The sequence below is a fragment of the Flavobacterium hiemivividum genome (genome assembly GCF_004349145.1).
GTDB classification, from domain to species: Bacteria; Bacteroidota; Bacteroidia; order Flavobacteriales; family Flavobacteriaceae; genus Flavobacterium; species Flavobacterium hiemivividum.
In genome coordinates this window covers 1-20,681 of record NZ_SMFO01000004.1, presented here as the reverse complement: position 1 = coordinate 20,681, position 20,681 = coordinate 1, and the positions used below count along the sequence as shown (strand labels likewise).

Genomic DNA, 20,681 nt, shown 5'->3' with positions numbered 1-20,681 from the left:
AAAGGGCTTTTATTATTATTTTATATTTTATTTAAATTAATTTCTTGCAGATTTTCTCTTTTCTGCTTTTGGACCAACTCTTGACATCGCGCATCTAAATCCGATGTAATCAGTAGCCATATCTTGTGGGAAATACCTTCTTTGAGCAGGGTCTAACCAATATGCTCTATCTCTCCAAGAACCACCTTTATAAACTCGTACATCATCATTTATCAAAGTAGTTCTCTTACTTGATTTATCGTATTTTCTAACCATCAAACCTAAACTATCTGTTGTCACATTGTGTTTAGGTGAATTATACATTGCTTTATCCTCTTTCAAATTATCTGTTTCAGATGATCCAAAATCATAATATATAGAAGACTGCTTATCACCATCTCTATAATTTATATTATTACTCTTGTCAAAATTTTGTCTTAAGTAAGTTTCATTTTCGTCAACCGGAACCTGTGCAATTTCTCCTGGGAAACTTCTTACAATAATTTTACCATTACTTAAGGTGTCTTTCTTCATCGTCTCTAAAGTGACTATTTCTACTTTACCGTCCTCACCAATTTTATTTTTCGTGTAACGGTTTCCTCTAAAGTAATTGAAATCATTTGCTTCCTTATCTACAATAGGTCTATAAACATCAGCTACCCATTCAGCCACATTTCCAGCCATATCATACAAGCCAAAATCATTTGCTGGATATTTTTTAACAGCATTCGTTATATCAGCTCCATCATCAGACCAACCTGCTATACCACCGTAATCTCCATTACCCTGCTTAAAGTTAGCCAACTGATCTCCCCTGTTCTGTCTCTTCCCAGAACGGGTATAACTACCAGACCAAGGATATTTTTTCTGTCCTTTATAAATATTATATTCTCTTTGCCCCACATCGGCTGCAGCTGCATACTCCCATTCTGCCTCAGTAGGAAGCCTATACTCGGGTAAAATAATCCCTGAAGAACGTTGCGCATAAACATTCTTTTGTTCCGCCCCTTTGGCTTGTCGTCCATTTGACTTTTTAAGCACTACAGTCTCATTCTTACCTCCGTAAGAACTTGTAGGGGAATTAATATAAGTTTCTGTATCGAAAACACTTTCAGCATCAACCTCATCCGTTTTGGCATTCTTTTTCAAATATCCGTTTTTCTCTAAGATTGCTTCGTTTACTCGGTTTGTTCTCCATTTACTAAACTCTTGAGCTTGAATCCAGTTTACACCAACCACAGGGTAATCAGCATAAGAAGGGTGTCTCAAATAATTATTAGTCATAGTTTCATTATAACCCAATCTGTTTCTCCACACTAAAGTATCTGGAGAAGCACCTTCATAGATATGCTTATAATTATCTTCACTTGGAGGAAACACACTTTTTAACCAATCCAAATACTCCAAATACATAAAGTTAGTCACCTCGGTTTCATCCATATAAAAGGATTGCACGTGCTGTTGCGTTGGAGTATTGTTCCAATCATGCATGACATCGTCCTGTACTTTACCCATAGTAAAAGTTCCACCTTCAACAAAAACTAATCCAGGTCCAGCGATTTGCTTTTTACCATCCGAAGCTTTTTTACGATCTACGTTCCAACCAGTAGCTCTTGATGAATTTTTCGAACTTGATTTTTTACTACAACTCGCCAAACCAATAATCATTGTTATTGACAGCATCAATCGTAAGGCTGTAATTTTATTTACTTTCATACTCTTTTAAAGGTAATAATTTAGGTCTTGCAATATAATAATTAACAATTAACTCACAACGCCGTTTGAAATAATTTTATCCAGATGATTTGTATCAAACGTATTATACAAATCAAACGCAAATTTATACTATTTATTATTTGTTTTTATACTAAAAGATATATTTTTACTTTAGACATCTACTAACCTTTTATGCAATTTAAGCAAAAAATGCAAAAACTACTACTTTATAGTTTATTACTACTTTCTTATATAACCTTTGGACAGGCCGCTGGTGACGTGACTATTGAATGGACAGAAAAAAGAGCAACTTCTTTTGAAACGTATACAATCAATATCCCACAATTTAATGGTAGCAGTTATCAGTATGATGCAGCTGAAAAAAAACTTATATATACCTTAGAATTAACAGCACCGATACTTTCTCCCAACGCTGATATCCAAATCAGCAATTTAATTTTCGAATCTATCACCGCAGCTCAAATTGGAGACTTATCAGCTGAAAATATTCCGAAAAAAATATCATATTCACTAAGAAATACGGAGTCTAGAGGCATTACACAATCCTTCCTCAGCGTATCTCCTATAATTAATGACGAAAATGGCTATAAAAGGATTAAATCTTTTTCGTACAAGATAAACAACACCACTACAGCAACAGCAAAAACGTCAAACTCAAATAAAGTAACAAACTCAATCTCCAATTCTGTATTAGCTTCCGGAGATTGGTATCGCTTTTATGTTGAAAAATCTGGCGTTTATAAAATATCAAAAAGCTTCCTGCAAGAATTAGGCATAGACTTGAACACAGTCAATCCTAAAAAACTTAAAATCTTTGGAAACGGCGGGAGAATGCTACCCATGTCAAACGCCATTGATTACCCTTCTGATTTAACCGAAAACGCAATTCAACTTATTGGAGAGAACGACGGCAAATTCGATAATGAAGATTATATTTTATTTTATGCTGAAGGCGTTGACACCTATAATACAGAAAGCCAAACTAACATTAATCTCTATGACACTAAATCGTATTACTACATCACCACTTCAAGTGAGGATGGAAAAAGAATTAAGGAAATAGATCAACCTTCTGGCAACAGCACGATAAACATAAACACTTTTGATGATCACCAGTTCCATGAATTGGATTTAGTAAATATTGCAAAACTAGGCCGACAATGGTTTGGCGAAGCTTTTGACATTAACCAAGATCAGGAATTTGAATTTAATTTTCCAAACATAGACCTTTCGACACCAATAAAAATTAAAACGACTGCAGCTTCTGCAGCTTACACTCCAACATCTTTTAAAATTACTTCCGATGAACAACTCATCAATATGATATTCTTTCCAGCATTAAACACCAATTCCGACGTTGAATTTAATGTTGGTTCTTTACCGAATAACACTACTCTTACTGCATCAGAAAATGTGAAAATAAAATTAAGTTATAATAATAACGGTGTACCTGGCTCAAAAGGTTTTTTAGACAACATTCAATTAATAGCCAAAAGGAAACTTCAAGGTTATGGCAAACAATTTCACTTTCAATACGACGCCTCAATTGCTAGTCTGGGAATAGCAAACTACAACTTTTCTAACTCAGCAGCGATTAACCAAGTTTGGGATGTTACAGACCTATATAATGTAACGACAATTACAAACAACAATCAGCAAGACTTTTCCTTTAAAGCAACTCTAGGAGAACTCCGTAAATATATAGCAATTGACGCTGCTGACTATTACCTTCCTTTAAAAGACAATAGACCTAAAGTCCAAAATCAAAACATTAAGGGTACTGTCTTCAAAAGCAATCAAGGTCAATTTGAAGATATTGATTATGTAATTATCACTCCAAATTCTTTACTATCACAAGCCGAAAAACTAGCTGTTTTCCATCGAAACTATTCTAAGCTGAACGTAAAAGTCATTACAACGGAGTCAATATATCCTGAATTTTCCTCAGGAAAACAAGATATAGCAGCAATTAGAAACTGTATCAAATATATTTATGACAACGCCTCGACTCCTGCAAAAAGGATAAAGTACGTCAATCTTTTTGGAGACGCTTCCTTTGATTATAAAAACCGAACCATCAACAATACAAACATCGTACCTATATTTCATGCGCTTAACAGCAACACAACGGGAGAACGCTCTTTTTCATCTGATGATTTTTTCGGCTTGATGGATAGTAATGAAGGAAATATAGTTTCTTTTTTTGGCGGTATTGATATTGCTGTTGGACGAATGATTGTAAACAACCCACAGCAGGCCGAGGAAATGGTCAATAAAGTAATCGAGTACCATGACGCGAAATCATACGGAAGCTGGAGAAACAATTTTGTAATGATTAGCGATGACTCAGATGCAACTTCGGACGCCTCTTTGCAAAGCAGGCAAAATAAATTGGCCGAAAAAATCACATCCGAAAAGTCCTTTTTCAACATCAATAAGATTTTTTTGGATTCCTATACTCAAGAAGCATCTGCAGGAGGTTTTAGGTATCCAAAAGCAAGAACAGATATATTTAATGCATTCGAAAAAGGAGCATTAGTATTCAATTATTTAGGCCATGGAGGAGAAGACGGATTAGCTGCAGAAAGAATTTGGGAGAAATCTGACGGGCAAAATTTAAGCAACCAATACAAATACCCGCTATTCATAACGCTTACGTGTGAATTCTCCCGTTTTGACAATCCATTAAGACCCACAGCTGGCGAATATACTTACTGGAATCCAAAAGGTGGAGCCATCGCAATGATCACCACCGTTCGTGCTATCGGACAATTTAGCGCTGAAAATTTCAACGATGTACTTTCTGAAAAACTATTCTCTTTTGGCTCCAGCCAATACACCTCAATTGCTGAAGCCTTACGAATTGCAAAAAACAGCAATCCAAACAGTGCCACAAATGTGGTTTTTTATTTAGGTGATCCCGCATTAATCCTAGCAATACCGAAGCCAAAAATAAAACTCACAAAAGTAAATGATGTTCCTATTACACAAAGTACAGACGACTTTAAATCGTTAGCCCGCATGAAAGTGAGCGGAGAAATCACTGACGAAAAGGACCAACTGCTAAGCAATTATAATGGCGAAGTTTCCACTACAATATTTGACAAAACAATTCAAAGGGCTACATTTAATAATGACAACAATAGTCCTCCTATGAATTTTAATACACTAGGCGAAACGATTTTCAGAGGAAATGCTTCCGTTACAAATGGATTATTTGAATTTGATTTCGTAGTACCTAGAGACATTCGCATTCCTTTAGGTAATGGAAAAATCAGTTTTTATGCTAAAAAAGGTCAGGCGTTAGAAAATGAAAGTGGATTTGAAACCAGTATCAAGATAGGAGGCGTTAATGAAAATGCCATCGAAGACAATAATAGTCCAAAAGTTAAGTTATATATGAATGACGAAACTTTTGTTTCTGGCGGTATAACAAACGCATCCCCATTCCTACTGGCTTTTCTCGAAGATGAAAATGGTATCAATACTGCTAGTGGTATTGGACATGATATTGTGGCTATTTTAGACGGAGACGTTAGTAATCCTTATTTATTAAATGATTATTATCAAACGAATCTGGATGATTATACAAAAGGAAGTTTACGGTTTCCGCTGCGCAATTTAGCGATCGGTTTACATACTATTACATTCAAGGCTTGGGACGTATACAATAATCCCATAACTACTGAAATCCAGTTTGTAGTAGTTGGAGATGAAACGATAACTTTGACACATGTATTAAATTATCCAAATCCATTTGTTAATTACACACAGTTTTGGTTTACCCATAACAGGCCATACGAACCATTGATGGTACAAGTACAAGTAATGACAATAACGGGAAAGGTGGTCTGGACAACAAACCAAATTATTTCGACCGAAGGTTTTTTATCGAAAGAGATTACATGGGATGGTAAAGATGATTTTGGTAATAAGATAGGAAAAGGAGTATATATCTACAAACTAACTGTCAAATCAACCTTAACCAATAAAAGAGCAGAAAAGTTTGAAAAGCTTGTACTGCTTTAATAAAACACTATATTTGTTTAATGAATTTTTATAAAAAAATGAGGAAATTAATACTCTTTACAAGCTGTATACTCGCCGTTTCTTTTGCAAGCGCACAAGATAGAGTAATCACCACTGCAGTTCCTTTCTTATTAGTTTCTGCAGACGCCAGAGCTGCGGGTATGGCAGACATAGGAGTCGCTACATCAGCAGATGCTTTTTCACAACAATGGAATCCTGCAAAATATGCTTTTTCAATTGACAAGCAAGGATTCTCCATGAGTTACACTCCCTATCTTACGGATTTAGCTAATGATATTTCTTTGGGGCAATTAACCTATTACAATAAAATAAGCGAGCGCAGTGCTTTTGCCACTAGCATTCGATACTTCGGTTTTGGTGAAATCGAATTGCGCGAAACCGGAGATCAGAACGAAGTACCAAGAAAAGTAGCTCCAAATGAGTTTGCTCTTGACGGCTCTTACTCGTTAAAATTAAGCGAACAATTCTCTATGGCTGTTGCCGGCCGATATATTCATTCGAATTTAAAAGTAGTTACTGATAATGGAGATGCATCTGCAGCTAATTCATTTGCAATCGATGTTGCAGGGTTCTACCAATCAGAAGAAATAGCATACAATGAATTTAACGGAAGATGGAGAGCGGGATTTAATATTCAGAACTTAGGGCCAAAAATCAGTTATGACAACGACGAAATAAGCACCAACTTTTTACCTGCAAATTTAAAACTAGGAACAGGGTTTGATTTTATTTTGGACGATTATAATAAAATTGCATTAAATGTCGAGTTCAATAAACTACTAGTACCAACTCCTCAAGATCCTGATTTAAATGGCGACGGTACAATTACAACCGAAGAAAGAGCGCAAAATTTAGACAATTACCGATCTATTGGTTGGGTATCTGGTGTATTTAAATCATTTGGTGATGCCCCAGATGGCTTTGGCGAAGAAGCAAAAGAAGTAACTTACTCTATAGGAGCTGAATATTCATACCAAGAGTCCTTTGCCTTGCGCTTGGGATACTTTAATGAAAGCTCTCAGAAAGGCGCTAGAAAATTCTTCACTATGGGAGCAGGATTTAAATACAATATCGTTAAAGTAGACCTCTCCTATTTATTTTCGGCTTCGAAAGTTAAAAATCCTTTAGAGAACACCTTACGTTTCTCTCTTACTTTTAATTTTGGTGACAAATATGATGTATATTAGCCAACTGTAAAATCTAATTTACAATCCAAATTTCCATCCCGCAAATGCGGACATGAAATTTGGATTTTTTTTGTTTAAAAACAATTCTATAACTATGAAGGAAATATCTATTGTTAACACATTCTCTGTCTATAATTCAATATCGGAATTACCAACTGACATTCAGGATTTAATGTCTCAAGCGGCTGAAGTTCGAAAAAATGCATACGCTCCCTATTCTAAATTTAGAGTAGGCGTGGCTCTATTTTTAGACAACGGAAAAGTGGTAGTGGGCTCAAACCAAGAAAATGCAGCATATCCGTCAGGACTTTGTGCTGAGCGCGTGGCAATTTTTTATGCAGGCGCCGCTTATCCTGAAGCAAAGATTTTAAAAATGGCTATCACAGCAGCTTCTGACTCTAATAAAACTATGGCTCCTATTCCGCCATGCGGCGCTTGCAGGCAATCAATAGCCGAATATGAAATCCGACAAGAGGCTCCAATCGAAATTTATTTTATGGGAGAAATAGGCGATATCTACAAATCAGATTCCCTAAAAAATTTACTGCCATTTATGTTCGACAAAAAATTCTTGTAAAAATTCTAAAAATTACCTATTAAATTTTACTGCTTAGATGGAATGTCTTATTTTTGCCATTCGCAAATTTGTGTGAGGAGACTATTTTGCGGTATAGGTACTAGTTGACAACACAATAAAACTTTAGCAAAAGAACAATTGAGATGAAAGAAGTTACAAAAGAGGTATACTTAAAGTGGTATGAAGACATGCTACTTTGGAGAAAGTTTGAAGACAAACTTGCAGCATTATACATTCAACAAAAAGTCCGAGGATTTTTACATTTATACAATGGTCAAGAAGCTGTACTTGCAGGTGCTCTGCATGCGATGGACTTGTCTAAAGATAAAATGATTACTGCTTATAGAAATCACGTTCAACCTATAGGAATGGGTGTAGACCCAAGACGAGTTATGGCTGAGCTTTTAGGAAAAGTTACCGGAACTTCTAAAGGAATGGGGGGCTCTATGCATATCTTCTCTAAAGAACACCGTTTTTATGGTGGACACGGGATTGTAGGTGGACAAATTCCTGTAGGAGCTGGACTGGCTTTTGCGGATAAATATTTTGAAACAGGGGGAGTAACTATGACCTATTTTGGTGATGGTGCAGCCCGTCAAGGTTCCTTACACGAAGCTTTTAATATGGCTATGTTATGGAAATTACCAGTTGTTTTTATCGTTGAAAATAACGGCTATGCAATGGGAACTTCTGTAGAAAGAACAGCCAACCACACAGATATATGGAAACTAGGTTTAGGCTACGAAATGCCTTGCGGACCTGTTGATGGAATGAATCCTGTAAAAGTAGCAGAAGCTATGACAGAGGCTATCGATAGAGCAAGACGTGGAGACGGACCAACATTCCTAGAAATGAAAACGTATCGTTACAGAGGACACTCAATGTCTGACGCACAACTATACCGTTCTAAAGAAGAAGTAGAAGAGTACAAAAAAATAGATCCTATTACTCAAGTTTTAGACTTGATAAAAGATCAAAATTATGCTACCGAAGAAGAAATTGCAGCGATTGATCAAAGAGTAAAAGATTTAGTTCAAGAATGTGTAGACTTTGCTGAAGAATCTGATTACCCACCAGTGCAACAACTTTACGACGTAGTATACGATCAAGAAAACTATCCATTCATACCTCATAAACTATAAATCAATTATGGCAACAATTATTACAATGCCTCGTTTGAGCGATACTATGACGGAAGGAACGGTAGCGACTTGGCTTAAAAAAGTAGGAGACAAAATTAGCGAAGGAGATATTCTAGCTGAAATTGAAACTGACAAAGCAACAATGGAATTTGAGTCTTTCAATGAAGGGACTCTATTACATATAGGAATTCCAGAAGGAGAAACTGCAGCAGTAGATTCTTTACTTGCTATTATTGGAGAAGAAGGTGAAGATATTGCTGCTTTGATAGCAGGAAAGTCCTCAACGACTACAGAAGCAGCTGAAACTGCTCCTACTCCATCTGAAACCACAAAAGAAGAAAAAGCAACACCAGCTGCAGCAGCCACTTTACCAAAAGGAGTTGTTGTAGTTACTATGCCACGTTTAAGCGATACCATGACAGAAGGTACAGTAGCGACTTGGTTAAAAAAGGTAGGTGATAAAATTAGTGAAGGTGATATCCTAGCTGAAATCGAAACTGATAAAGCAACTATGGAATTTGAGTCTTTTAACGAAGGAACTTTATTATACATAGGAATTGAAGAAGGAAACGCAGCTCCTGTTGATAGCTTATTAGCTATTATAGGCCCAGCAGGAACAGACATTTCAGGTATTGCAGAAAATCACGGTACTGATGGTTCAGCAAAACCTACTGGATCAACTGAAGAAACTAAATCAGCACCAGCTGAAGCAGCAGCAACAGTAACTCAAGAAGCTGCCGCTGACGGAAAACGAATTTTAGCTTCTCCACTAGCAAAGAAAATTGCAAGTGACAAGGGAATTCAATTGACACAAGTAAAAGGTTCAGGCGAAAATGGACGTATTGTAAAAAGCGATATTGAAAATTTCACTCCTGCAACTGCTGCTCCACAACAAGCAGCTACTACACCAGCAACAAAAACCGACGCTGCCGCCGCTCCTGCTGCCGCACCAAAAGTATTTGTTCCTGCTGGAGAAGTATTTACAGAAGAAATCAAAAATTCGCAAATGCGTAAAATCATTGCGAAAAGATTGGCAGAATCTTTATTCACTGCACCTCATTACAACTTAACTATAGAAGTTACGATGGATGACGCAATGAAATCTAGAACTATAATCAACAGCGTTCCTGATACAAAAGTTTCTTTTAATGATATGGTCATCAAAGCATGTGCTATGGCATTAAAGAAACATCCAAAAATTAACTCTCAGTGGAAAGAAGATGCAATTACGATCAATCATCATGTTAATATTGGTGTTGCTGTAGCTGTAGAAGATGGATTAGTTGTACCTGTATTGAAATTTACAGATGCAATGAGTTTATCTCAAATTGGAGGAAGTGTGAGAGATCTTGCGGGAAGAGCTAAAAACAAAAAACTACTACCAACAGAAATGGAAGGAAGTACGTTTACAGTTTCTAACCTAGGAATGTTTGGTATCGTAGAATTTAATTCTATCATCAACCAACCTAACTCTGCAATCCTATCTGTAGGAGCAATTGTAGAGAAACCAGTGGTTAAAAATGGCCAAATTGTTGTAGGAAACACTATGATGTTATCTCTTGCATGCGACCACCGTACTATCGATGGAGCAACTGGAGCTCAGTTCTTACAAACATTAAAACAATACATTGAAAACCCAGTAACGATGCTTGCATAATTACTGATTCCGTATAAAAGTAAAACCCGTCTTGAGTAATCTTGGCGGGTTTTTTATTTGGGCATGACCCCGCTTCCACTAAAGTTTCAGCGGTGTCGGGCTGTTCGCTATATCTTTTATTCCTCTCGTTAAAAAACGAGATCCATAAAAGGATGCCGCTTCCATCCCTCATGCAAAAAAACATAATACTAAACAGAAAAATCCAATAATTAAGATTACTCTATCCTTAATGATTGGCATTTCAGCATCAACTAACGCGGAGAACAGAATTCCAATTATATTAAAAATTTTCAACTAATTTTACAAAAATTAAATTTTTCATTTCATGATTGAAAAACAATATATCGAACCTAATGAAGGTTTTTCTCAAACAGTTGTTGTAAAAACGGGAACTTACAAAACAATTTATATTTCGGGCCAAATTGGACTTGGCGGTACTTTAGAATTACAAACTATTGCTACCTTCCAAAATTTAGAAAAGCAACTGCACAATTGTGGCGCAACATTTAAAGATGTCGTTAAAATGACTACCTATATAGTGAATTTTAATCCAGAAATTGATTTACCCGTTTTTAGAAAAATTAGAAATGCTTTTCTAGGAAATGAAAATTATCCCGCTAGTACCTTAGTCGGTGTCACGATACTAGGAAACAGAGGCTGGTTAATAGAGATTGAGGCAATTGCCATAGTTCTATAAAGCAAAAACTCCACCCTAGGACAGATGCTAAACATATTATTAAATTAGCACAAATTGAAAGCAACTACACTTTATTCTTCCCCTCAATCCACATAGACATATACTTTGTACTTTTCAGAGTATGATGTTGCAGTAACGATCCCATAAAATTATTCAAACGATGCTGTTCCAAATTAGCTTGCAAATATTTTATTTTTTCCTTAAAATCAGCATCAAATAATCGTTTTAAATATCGGTGATTAATTATTTCAATTCCGTTTTCTTGCGCTTTCAGCCAAAGCGCTTCAACTTGATACAATTGTACGGCGTGCTTTGCAAAAGCTTCCACATCATCAGATATAAAACCATTCCAGTCCAAATTCCCATGCATCGATTCTGCACCAATAGTAGTTGTAACACTAGGCGTTCCACAATACATAGCTTCTAATAGTTTACCTTTAATTCCGGCGCCAAAACGCAAAGGCGCTAAAACCACACGCGCTTGCTCAACTACTTCATTAGCATTAGCGGCACGACCACGTATCAAGAAACCTTCCTTGACATTATTCAATTGTAAAACCTTTTGAGACGGATAAGCACCATAAACATTTAAAACCGCCTCTGGTAATTGCTTTTTTATTTTCGACCACATGGTTTCTTTCAAATATTGAACAGCATTCCAATTAGGTTCATGCAGAAAATTACCTATGAAAACAAAATTCTTTCTTTCTTCGAATGAAGGCAATAAATCTAAATCCGCATTAGTTAAAGGTTCCAATAAAAAAGGCAAATAAAACAACAAACAACTATCAATTTTAAAAGTATCTGTAAGTAATTCCATTTCATATTCTGAAATCATCAAAGATAAATCGCAACGTAAAAGACTTGCAATTTCTCTTTTAGCGACTTCTTCCATCAACAAATCAGCGATTTTAAACTGCCTTTTCTCCTTAAATGCCTTTTGACGTGCTAATCGCAAACAGTGTAAATCTTCGGTGTCTAGCAATCTTAATGCATCTGGACAATTTTCGCTAACCCGCCATCCAAATTGTTCTTCCATCATAAAACGATCAAACAATACTATTGATGGATCCAATTCTTTGACGAATGCATCGAAACTTGAGCAATTTAAAACAATCGTTTTTTTCACTACATCTATCTCTTCTAAATCAAACATAAAATCACTATCCGTAGCGGGGCTGGCCAATGTAATCCCGAATCCTTCCTCTTTAAATAGAGAAATTAACTGTAGCATTCTGCTTCCCGCAGCCGAAGAATTAGGTTCTGGCCAGACGCTACCAATTATTAAAAGCTTTTTTAACTGATTCATATTGATATTTAAATTCGATTACAAAATAATACAATTTAAACCTCTAAACCATCATTAAAACTAAAAATCAGAAAGAAAACACTAATTTTGCTATAATTAAATAAAATGACATGTTAGGATTAAAATTAGTCACAGACCCAAGATGGGTAAATATAGTTGAATCAAATATTGAAGAAATTTTGACAGACCATGCCTGGTGTGAACAAAAAGCGGCGTCGAATGCTATAAGTCTTATCACGCAAAATTCGGAAAAAGAAGAATTAGTAACTGAATTGATGATTGTTGCCCGAGAAGAATTAGAACACCTACAAATGGTCCACGATTTAATAAAAAGCAAAGGACTGACTTTGGGCCGTGAACGAAAGGATCACTATGTAAATGAACTTTTTAAATTCATGAAAAAAGATGGTAGCCGCAATGACGCTTTGTGTGAGCGTTTACTGTTTTCTGCTATGATTGAAGCTCGCAGCTGTGAACGATTTAAGGTGCTATCAGAAAACATTAAAGATCCAGTATTGGCTAAATTCTATCGCGACCTTATGATTTCCGAAGCTGGACATTATACGATGTTTTTAGGCTTTGCCAGAAAATATGCAGACAATGTTGATGTCGACAAAAGATGGCAAGAATGGATTGAATTTGAAACTTCCATCATCGTCAACTACGGAAAAAACGAAACAATTCACGGTTAATAAATCTATTATATAAAAAAGGGATATCTTTCGATCATCCCTTCTTTATTTTTATTTAATTATCATAAATTCTGATCGTCTATTTACTGCGTGATCTTCATCACTACATTTCGAATGACAATCAATTTTTAATTCAGATTTTCCAAAACCTTTTCCTGAAATATTTTCAGGACTTACTCCCTTATAAACTAAATAGTTGACAGTTGACTTAGCTCTTCTCTCCGAAAGTTTCATGTTATAATCATCAGTACCTCTGCTATCAGTATGCGATTTAACATATATTTTTAAACTACTATTTTGTGACATCATATAAACCAATTTGTCTAACTCAGTAGCAGCTAATGTGGTAATATCACTTTTATCATAATCGAAATAAATTGGATTTAAAATAATCTCGCTTTCTGTTACAACAACATTAATAGGATCAAGTTTAGCTTCAACTACAAACTCACCACCATTGATAACAGTTACGGGAAGTGATTTTGACACGTATCCATCTTTTCCGACCTCTACAAGATAAGACCTATCATTTTTCGCACTATAAATCACCTCCCCTTTTGGATTACTTAATTGCCTATCCAATTGTTTTTTATCAGCATCGAAAATAGCTACTCTGGCATTGTCTAAAATATTTCCGTTAACAGAATTACTAACGATTGCACGTATTTGCCCATTTCCAATTACAACAACTGAAGAATAAATCTGATCTCTACCAGAACGGTTACTGGAAATATATCCCTTTTTATCTTTCTTATTAAAAGTGAAAGCAAAATCATCTTTTTCAGAATTGACTGGCTTTCCTAAGTTACTTGCTAGCTGCATTATATCTGGATTAAACGAAAATACATCAAAACCACCTAAACCAGTTAGTCCTTTCGATGAAAAATACAATACGCCTTCATCAGAAATAAATGGAAAACTCTCGTCTTCGGTAGTGTTAACTTTATCACCTAAATTCATAGGCGTCCCAAAGCTTCCATCTGCATTAACACTTGCTCTCCATATATCTAAACCACCGATTGATCCAGGCATATTAGAAGCAAAATAAAGCGTACTTCCATCTTTTGAAATCGAAGGATTACTAACTGAATAGCTTTTTCCATTAAATGGCAATGGCATAATATTTATCCATTTCCCATTATCATTACTCGCCTTAAACAAGTTTACTTGTCCGTATTTTACTTTTCTAGCCTTATTTTTCTCGAACATCTTTTCGTTAAAACTTTCACTGGAAAAATAAACTGTTTTTCCATCCCTGGTCATTGTTAAAGGCCCTTCATGATAAACTGAATTAAGCCCAGACATAAGAGTAGGCTTTGAATAAGTCGCCCCTTCTTCCTCAAAATTTGATTGATATATATCTAAGAAAGGCTCGTTGTTCCAACCGTAAATTTTTCGACTTTCATTCCTCGAACTCGCAAAATAAACAACATTGTTATATTGTATAGCACCAAAATCAGATTTATCTGAATTAAATTCTAATTTATTTAGATCGAATAATTTCTCTTGCGCTGATAACTTAGATAAATAATCTGGATTCTTAATAAATTCAATTGCCCTTGGATCGTTTGGTCTCATAGCGGCAAATACTTTCATCTCGCGATCAGACTCTGCATACTTCCCATTTGACTTCAACAGTTGCGCATACCTGTAATAAGTATCTGCATCCTCTTTAGAGGTAAAGGCTTGCGCATACCACTTTTCAGCTTCAGCTGTATTATTCATGTAATAATAACAGGCTCCAAGTTGTTTTAAAACGTAAGAATCATTGTTCCCTTTTTCGACTAACAACTTATAAGCATCCGCCGCTTTAACATAATCGTAACTATCAAACAAATTATCCGCAGATCTAGTTTGTTTACTTTGTGCCAAAATAGCCATGCTACTAAAAACAAAAAATAAAATGGTAGTATATTTTTTCATTAATTAATTTTTTGTATTAGAAAAATCGAGGTGAACGTGAAGCTTTTTTTGCTGTAAACAAATCATATAAGATTATAAACTCGTGCGATGATGGCGTCGAAATTTTTAAATTCGAAACAATATGATCATAGGCATATCCAATTCTTAATTCAGGAGTAATGGCAAAATTTACCATAGCGCCAAAACTATCTTCTAATCGGTATGTCGCTCCAAGCTCTATTTTCTCCATGTATAAAAAATTCGCAGATGCATCTAGAGACGGCGTAACATTAAACGCAGATTTCAACATGAAAGAAGGCTTGAACTTTAATTCATAACTAAGGTCAAAAACATATCCTCCTGTTAAAAAATAATGAGAAACATCTGAACCATACTCACGTCCATTGTAATCCAAATGAGCCGATTTGGCCATATTAGGTACTGACAAAGCCACATAATATTTATCAGAGTAATAAAAAATACCCGCTCCTATATTTAAAGTAGCATCATTTATATCCTCTCCAAAAACTCCATCAGAAGGATCAGGTAAAGTAGATTGAATATCTCTTAAACCAACTTGATGAAACGACACACCCGCTTTTATTCCGAATGCCAATCGGTGCGTCTCATTTAATTTTAATGTATACGAAAAATCCCCGAAAACATTTTGCTCTGTTACTGGTCCAATTTTATCTGAAATAACAGACAATCCAAGTCCAACATTACTCCCTACAGGAGCGTGTCCCGAAAAAGTAAAAGTTGTAGGAGCATCATCGATATTGACCCACTGCTTTCTATACAGCGCTCCAAAAGAAATACTTTCTTTTGAACCTGCGTAAGCAGGATTAACAACATTCATATTATACATATACTGAGTATAATGGGGGTTCTGTTGTGCATATGAATCCATATAGGCAATAAGAACTATAATAGAGGTCAAAAATATTTTATTCATATCTATTTGTTTTTTGTTTTGTTCGTCCAAATCGTAATTGTGGAGTTACAAAATAAATTAATCTATTATTTTTCTCTGATTAAATAAATCCAACCTGTTTTTATTTCGCCTTTATCAAGTTCCATTACATAGTAATACGTTGCGCTAGGAAGATTTTCGCCTTTATTTGACTGTCCTTTCCATTGGTCCGCATAATTTGCTTGCTCATAAACTTTAATTCCATATCTATTAAATATTTCCAGTTTTTTCACATCCATTAATGTTAAATCAAAATAGTCATTTACCCCATTACCATCTGGCGAAATTCCTTTTTGTATATTACAATAAATGGTCTCCACTGTAATCGTTTTGTTTGTTGCACAACCCGTTGCTGTTGATGTTACCGTTAAACTATAGTTTAAAGGAAATACTTCCTTTGCAGGAGTTGAAGCTATCAGATCTGAAACATTTAAAATATTTGAATTTGTTCCAACTGGAAAACCGGAACTATCTTTCCATTGGTAATCTACATTATTGGGGTCATATGAACTAGACAATGGATTAGCTGTAATAACATAATCTTTATCTATACAGTCACCGATGATTTCAAATTGAATTTGTGGAGGTATTGGATTAACTGTAATACTTGCTGAAGCAGAACATGTTCCAAAAGTGGCTGTCACAACATAATTCCCTGAAGGCGCAGTTACTAAATCCACGGACCTTACAACCCCTGTTGATGGACTTATCGTGTATGAATAAGCAGCATTATAATTGGAAATCTTAAAGCTTCCCGAAGAAGAAATACAACTTGGCTGGGCATTAATACTTAATATAGGTTGAACTGGTAATGAAAGCACTGAATTAGTGATTCCTGAGCTTGTAGTTATACAACCTGAAGCATTAGTAACAACCACATCTACATTTTGACCATTTATTAAACTTGATGTTACATAAGTTGCCGAAGTTCCATTTTGAACACTTGAATTATTTACTCTAAAATTATAATTAACACCACCCCCTGCAGTGAAGGTTACTGAAGTACCTGAGCAAAATGAATTATCAGAATCATTACTTGACAAAGTAGCGATTGGCAAAGGATTTACAGTAAAAGTTTGTGTTATTTCACATCCATTACTATTGGTATAGGTTATTAAACTAGTACCAATTGCAACCCCAGTCAAAACCCCAGTACTATTTATCGTAGCAATACTCGGGGAAGCGGATACCCATGGATTTGTAGCGTTTGGTGTAGCTGAGCCTATTAATGTTGTTGTTAACCCAATACAAACGTTTAGAGTACCAGTGATGGTTGGTAAAGAATTTACAGTTACTGTTTGAGTAACGTTACAACCATTACTATTTGTATATGTTATTACACTTGTACCAGCTGAAACTCCTGTTACAACTCCAGAATTACTAACCGTTGCTATAGATGGACTAGCAGAAACCCAAGGATTGGTAGCATTAGGAGTAGTCGAAGCTGTTAATATTGTTGTAGAACCAACACAAAGAGTCGAAGTACCTGTTATCGTTGGCAAAGGATTTACAGTTATTGTTTGCGTAATTGTACAACTATTAATATCAGTATATGTTATCAAACTAGTACCAGCTGAAACTCCTGTTACAACTCCAAAACTACTAATAGTAGCTACACTTGGAGTAGCAGACGTCCATGGATTTGTAGCATTTGGTGTTCCTGAACCTGTTAATGAAGTTGTTAAACCAACACAAACAGTTGGACTACCTGAAATAGTAGGCGTCGCATAAACAGTAAAAATTTGATTTATTGTACATCCATTACTATTTGTGTACGTAATTATACTTGTACCACCTGAAACTCCTGTCACAACTCCGGAATTATTTACGGTAGCGACACTTGGAGTAGCAGATATCCAAGGATTGGAAGTATTTGGCGTAGCTGAACCTGTTAGAGTCGTTGAAAAACCAATACACACATTTGGAGTACCAGTTATCGTTGGTAATGGATTTACTGTTATTGTTTGAGTAACAGAACAACCATTACTATTTGTATATGTAATTACACTTGTACCAGCTGAAACTCCTGTTACAACTCCAGAACTACTAACTGTAGCTACACTTGGAGTAGCAGATACCCAAGCATTGGTAGCATTTGGTGTAGCTGATCCTGTTAAAGTAGTTGTTAAACCAACACAAACAGTCGTAGCTCCAGAAATCGTTGGTAAAGCATTTACAGTAAATGTTTGTGTTATTTCACATCCATTACTATTGGTATAGGTTATTAAGCTCGTACCAACTGCAACTCCCGTTACAACTCCAGAACTATTTATCGTAGCAACACTCGGGGAAGCGGATACCCATGGATTTGTAGTATTTTGTGTAGCTGAGCCTGTTAATGTTGTCGTTAAGCCAACACAAACGTTTAGAGTACCAGTTATTGTTGGCAATGGATTTACAACTACTGTTTGAGTAACTGTACAACCATTACTATTTGTATATGTAATTACACTCGTACCATCTGAAACTCCTGTTACAACTCCAGAATTACTAACCGTAGCTACACTTGGAGTAGCAGATACCCAAGGATTGGTAGCATTTGGCGTAGCCGAACCTGTTAATGTTGTTGTAGAACCAACACAAACAATTGGAGTACCTGTTATCCTTGCCAAAGAATTTACAGTTACTGTCTGTGTACTGGTACAACCATTTACATCAGTATATCTTATCACACTAGTACCAGCAGAAACTCCTGTTACAACACCAGAATTATTTACTGTAGCAACACTAGGAGATTCAGACGTCCATGGGTTTGTAGCACTTGGTGCTCCTGAACCTGTTAATGCAGTTGTTAAACCAACACATACAGTTGAATCACCAGATATTGTTGGTAAAGGAGCAATAGTAATTGTCTTTGAATCCTCTTTATAACATGGCTTTAAAGCATCTCCAGACACAACGACAGCATTAGGGTTTTCATTATTATAATCCACAAATCCAGCACCAAAATCAATTGTTTTTACTGTCTCTGGGCTTAAAAATGAATTAGTTACAATATTATCTTGCATTGTAAGCGCAAAAAATTTAATATCTCCAACACTGTACCCAAGAAGTGCCTTGAAAACTCCAACTTCGAAACCTAAATTATAATCATTAATTCCAGAATTTCCAGAATTAATTCCCATGGAAGCAGAGGGGGAGCCAGTAGAGGCGCTTCCCAAATTAATTTTAGTAGATGTACCCGATTTTAATTCTATAACATCCGCAAAATAAGTAATTCCACCATCACTAGATTGTATTGCTAAACAATAATCTGGAAAAAAATACGAATCAAAAATATTATATGGATTGTTATTATTGAAATAATTAAATCCTTTTACTAACTGAGGTGTAATTGGTTCATCTCCATAATTAGCAATATTAAAACCTCCAGGTTTTGTATCTAAAAACAGCAACAAACTTTTATCACCACTTAACCTACTTGAGATACCAAAAACCAATTGATCCTCAGTAGAACTCATTTTGATAGAATTAATATGACCATCAACTGCATTAGGGGACAGAGCTGCCGACATCAAATTATCTTCCAAAGCCCCAGTGCCCCATACGGTTTCAGTAATTACACCATCATAGATAACACCATACCTAGAACGAACTTTAACTGTTTGACCATCCGTTAAACCGCTTGCAGAAAAAGTATTACTAGTTGACATCGCTTGCTTAATACTTCCATCAACTAAAAATTCATACAAATTGCCACCACCAGTCGCTGTAAAAACAATTGACTCACCCTGGCAAATACCATTTCCAGAAGGCGACATAGATAAAATTAAAGTAGGAGGGTTGATATAAACCGAAGCAACAACCGGAACCCGGATACTAAAATCAGTACCAGAACGAGTCCGCACATAATAAGTAGTCGTAGAACCGATTAAAGGTGCATAAATAGACCCAGTATGTAAAATAGATGATGATGATTGACTACCATACCACTCTAAAACATCTCCACTACCACCAGAAGCATTAAGAAAAACTTGCACTGTAGCTTGAGAAGCATCTTTACAAGCACTACCAGCAGTAGTTAATGGTGGAGGAATTATCGCCTTTGTTCCAACTGTTTTTGAGGCGAGAATCTTCTTTTTAACAGTATCGTTTAAACTTACAGATGCCTTTAGCTGTAAATTTTGCTTATAATTATTTATAATATGCTCGAAATTTTTGGCTTCAACTTTACTTCCGAAAAATGAAAAAAACAATAAAAATAAAAGTAATTTATTTTTCATATAATATTTTTTATTAAATTAAAACTTAAGAGCAAGACTCCACAGAACTATCCGTTGAATTAAAAAAATAAAAGTAAAGTTTTATTTTGGCAAAGCCAATGAAATTTTAATATATAATTAACAAAATAATAAACAATATTTTAAATTTTGGTACAACTATACAACGAGCTAAGTTAAATATTACACCGTCCTACACTACAAAAAAAACACAAACAAACGGAAAGGCTTGCAATAAATCCAAATAGTTTTCGTTATCATCCACAGCTTTTCGTTATGATCCCTAATTTTTGCTACTCCACAGCTTTTCGTTATGATCCTATATATGAACTCTGCTTCCAAGTTTGAATCCGATTAAAAACAAAAAAGCCTATCTTTTCAGATAGGCTTTTCAAAGAAAGGCGACGACATACTCTCCCACATAACTGCAGTACCATCTGCGCAGGCGGGCTTAACTACTCTGTTCGGGATGGGAAGAGGTGAGCCCCGCCGCAATAACCACCTTAAGAGGTTATAATTGCTTTGGGCAATTATTGTAATGTTGTTTATTGTTTTATAA

At 35.5% G+C, this 20,681-nt stretch carries 12 protein-coding genes and 1 rRNA gene; 7 read left to right on the top strand and 6 right to left on the bottom strand.

All coding sequences use genetic code 11. The annotated features are described in order from the left end of the window. Positions 1–36: 36 nt before the first annotated feature. Positions 37–1,695, bottom strand: coding sequence for a gliding motility lipoprotein GldJ (gene gldJ, locus E0F98_RS07315; protein WP_132110022.1), 1,659 nt, complete (start codon positions 1,693–1,695; stop codon positions 37–39). A gap of 210 nt (positions 1,696–1,905) precedes the next feature. Between gldJ and porU the strand changes: the two genes are divergently transcribed. The 6 genes from porU (at position 1,906) to E0F98_RS07285 (ending at position 11,026) form a co-directional block, all read left to right on the top strand. Beyond that, positions 1,906–5,745: a type IX secretion system sortase PorU gene (gene porU, locus E0F98_RS07310; protein WP_132110020.1), complete on the top strand. Its 3,840-nt coding sequence runs from the start codon at positions 1,906–1,908 to the stop codon at positions 5,743–5,745. Positions 5,746–5,783: 38 nt separating this feature from the next. After that, a complete protein-coding gene (gene porV, locus E0F98_RS07305; RefSeq protein ID WP_132110018.1) occupies positions 5,784–6,953 on the top strand; it encodes a type IX secretion system outer membrane channel protein PorV in 1,170 nt (389 codons plus the stop codon). 94 nt (positions 6,954–7,047) lie between these two features. Further along, complete coding sequence (gene cdd / locus E0F98_RS07300; protein ID WP_132110016.1) at positions 7,048–7,530, top strand: cytidine deaminase; 483 nt, start codon at positions 7,048–7,050, stop codon at positions 7,528–7,530. Positions 7,531–7,673: 143 nt separating this feature from the next. Then, positions 7,674–8,672, top strand: a complete 999-nt coding sequence (gene pdhA, locus E0F98_RS07295) for a pyruvate dehydrogenase (acetyl-transferring) E1 component subunit alpha (RefSeq protein WP_132110014.1) — start codon at positions 7,674–7,676, stop codon at positions 8,670–8,672. Between the two features lie 7 nt (positions 8,673–8,679). Next, complete coding sequence (locus E0F98_RS07290; protein ID WP_132110012.1) at positions 8,680–10,329, top strand: pyruvate dehydrogenase complex dihydrolipoamide acetyltransferase; 1,650 nt, start codon at positions 8,680–8,682, stop codon at positions 10,327–10,329. A gap of 325 nt (positions 10,330–10,654) precedes the next feature. After that, the gene (locus E0F98_RS07285) at positions 10,655–11,026 is read left to right on the top strand and encodes a RidA family protein (protein WP_132110010.1); all 372 of its coding nucleotides are present in this window, start codon (positions 10,655–10,657) and stop codon (positions 11,024–11,026) included. A 64-nt stretch (positions 11,027–11,090) separates the two neighbouring features. Here E0F98_RS07285 and E0F98_RS07280 read toward each other — a convergent pair whose 3' ends face one another. Continuing rightward, positions 11,091–12,335 carry a glycosyltransferase gene (locus E0F98_RS07280; RefSeq protein WP_132110008.1) on the bottom strand — a complete coding sequence of 415 codons (1,245 nt, stop codon included), beginning with the start codon at positions 12,333–12,335 and terminating at the stop codon, positions 11,091–11,093. Between the two features lie 110 nt (positions 12,336–12,445). Between E0F98_RS07280 and miaE the strand changes: the two genes are divergently transcribed. Then, positions 12,446–13,027, top strand: coding sequence for a tRNA-(ms[2]io[6]A)-hydroxylase (gene miaE / locus E0F98_RS07275; protein WP_132110006.1), 582 nt, complete (start codon positions 12,446–12,448; stop codon positions 13,025–13,027). A 51-nt stretch (positions 13,028–13,078) separates the two neighbouring features. On the opposite strand, the gene E0F98_RS07270 is transcribed toward miaE, so the two are convergent. From E0F98_RS07270 to rrf, 4 genes are all read right to left on the bottom strand, one after another. Beyond that, positions 13,079–14,950: an OmpA family protein gene (locus tag E0F98_RS07270; protein WP_132110004.1), complete on the bottom strand. Its 1,872-nt coding sequence runs from the start codon at positions 14,948–14,950 to the stop codon at positions 13,079–13,081. A 16-nt stretch (positions 14,951–14,966) separates the two neighbouring features. Then, on the bottom strand, positions 14,967–15,884 hold the full coding sequence (locus E0F98_RS07265; RefSeq protein WP_132110002.1) for a PorP/SprF family type IX secretion system membrane protein: 918 nt from the start codon (positions 15,882–15,884) through the stop codon (positions 14,967–14,969). Between the two features lie 65 nt (positions 15,885–15,949). Continuing rightward, positions 15,950–20,125: a T9SS type B sorting domain-containing protein gene (locus E0F98_RS07260; protein WP_132110000.1), complete on the bottom strand. Its 4,176-nt coding sequence runs from the start codon at positions 20,123–20,125 to the stop codon at positions 15,950–15,952. Positions 20,126–20,518: 393 nt separating this feature from the next. Continuing rightward, a 5S ribosomal RNA gene (gene rrf, locus E0F98_RS07255) occupies positions 20,519–20,628 on the bottom strand. Between the last annotated feature and the right edge of the window lie 53 nt (positions 20,629–20,681).

Bases quoted from the DNA above. Each gene is read 5' to 3' on its own strand.
- gldJ (WP_132110022.1), bottom strand. From the start codon at position 1,695: ATGAAAGTAAATAAAATTACAGCCTTACGATTGATGCTGTCAATAACA.
- porU (WP_132110020.1), top strand. From the start codon at position 1,906: ATGCAAAAACTACTACTTTATAGTTTATTACTACTTTCTTATATAACC.
- porV (WP_132110018.1), top strand. From the start codon at position 5,784: ATGAGGAAATTAATACTCTTTACAAGCTGTATACTCGCCGTTTCTTTT.
- cdd (WP_132110016.1), top strand. From the start codon at position 7,048: ATGAAGGAAATATCTATTGTTAACACATTCTCTGTCTATAATTCAATA.
- pdhA (WP_132110014.1), top strand. From the start codon at position 7,674: ATGAAAGAAGTTACAAAAGAGGTATACTTAAAGTGGTATGAAGACATG.
- E0F98_RS07290 (WP_132110012.1), top strand. From the start codon at position 8,680: ATGGCAACAATTATTACAATGCCTCGTTTGAGCGATACTATGACGGAA.
- E0F98_RS07285 (WP_132110010.1), top strand. From the start codon at position 10,655: ATGATTGAAAAACAATATATCGAACCTAATGAAGGTTTTTCTCAAACA.
- E0F98_RS07280 (WP_132110008.1), bottom strand. From the start codon at position 12,335: ATGAATCAGTTAAAAAAGCTTTTAATAATTGGTAGCGTCTGGCCAGAA.
- miaE (WP_132110006.1), top strand. From the start codon at position 12,446: ATGTTAGGATTAAAATTAGTCACAGACCCAAGATGGGTAAATATAGTT.
- E0F98_RS07270 (WP_132110004.1), bottom strand. From the start codon at position 14,950: ATGAAAAAATATACTACCATTTTATTTTTTGTTTTTAGTAGCATGGCT.
- E0F98_RS07265 (WP_132110002.1), bottom strand. From the start codon at position 15,884: ATGAATAAAATATTTTTGACCTCTATTATAGTTCTTATTGCCTATATG.
- E0F98_RS07260 (WP_132110000.1), bottom strand. From the start codon at position 20,125: ATGAAAAATAAATTACTTTTATTTTTATTGTTTTTTTCATTTTTCGGA.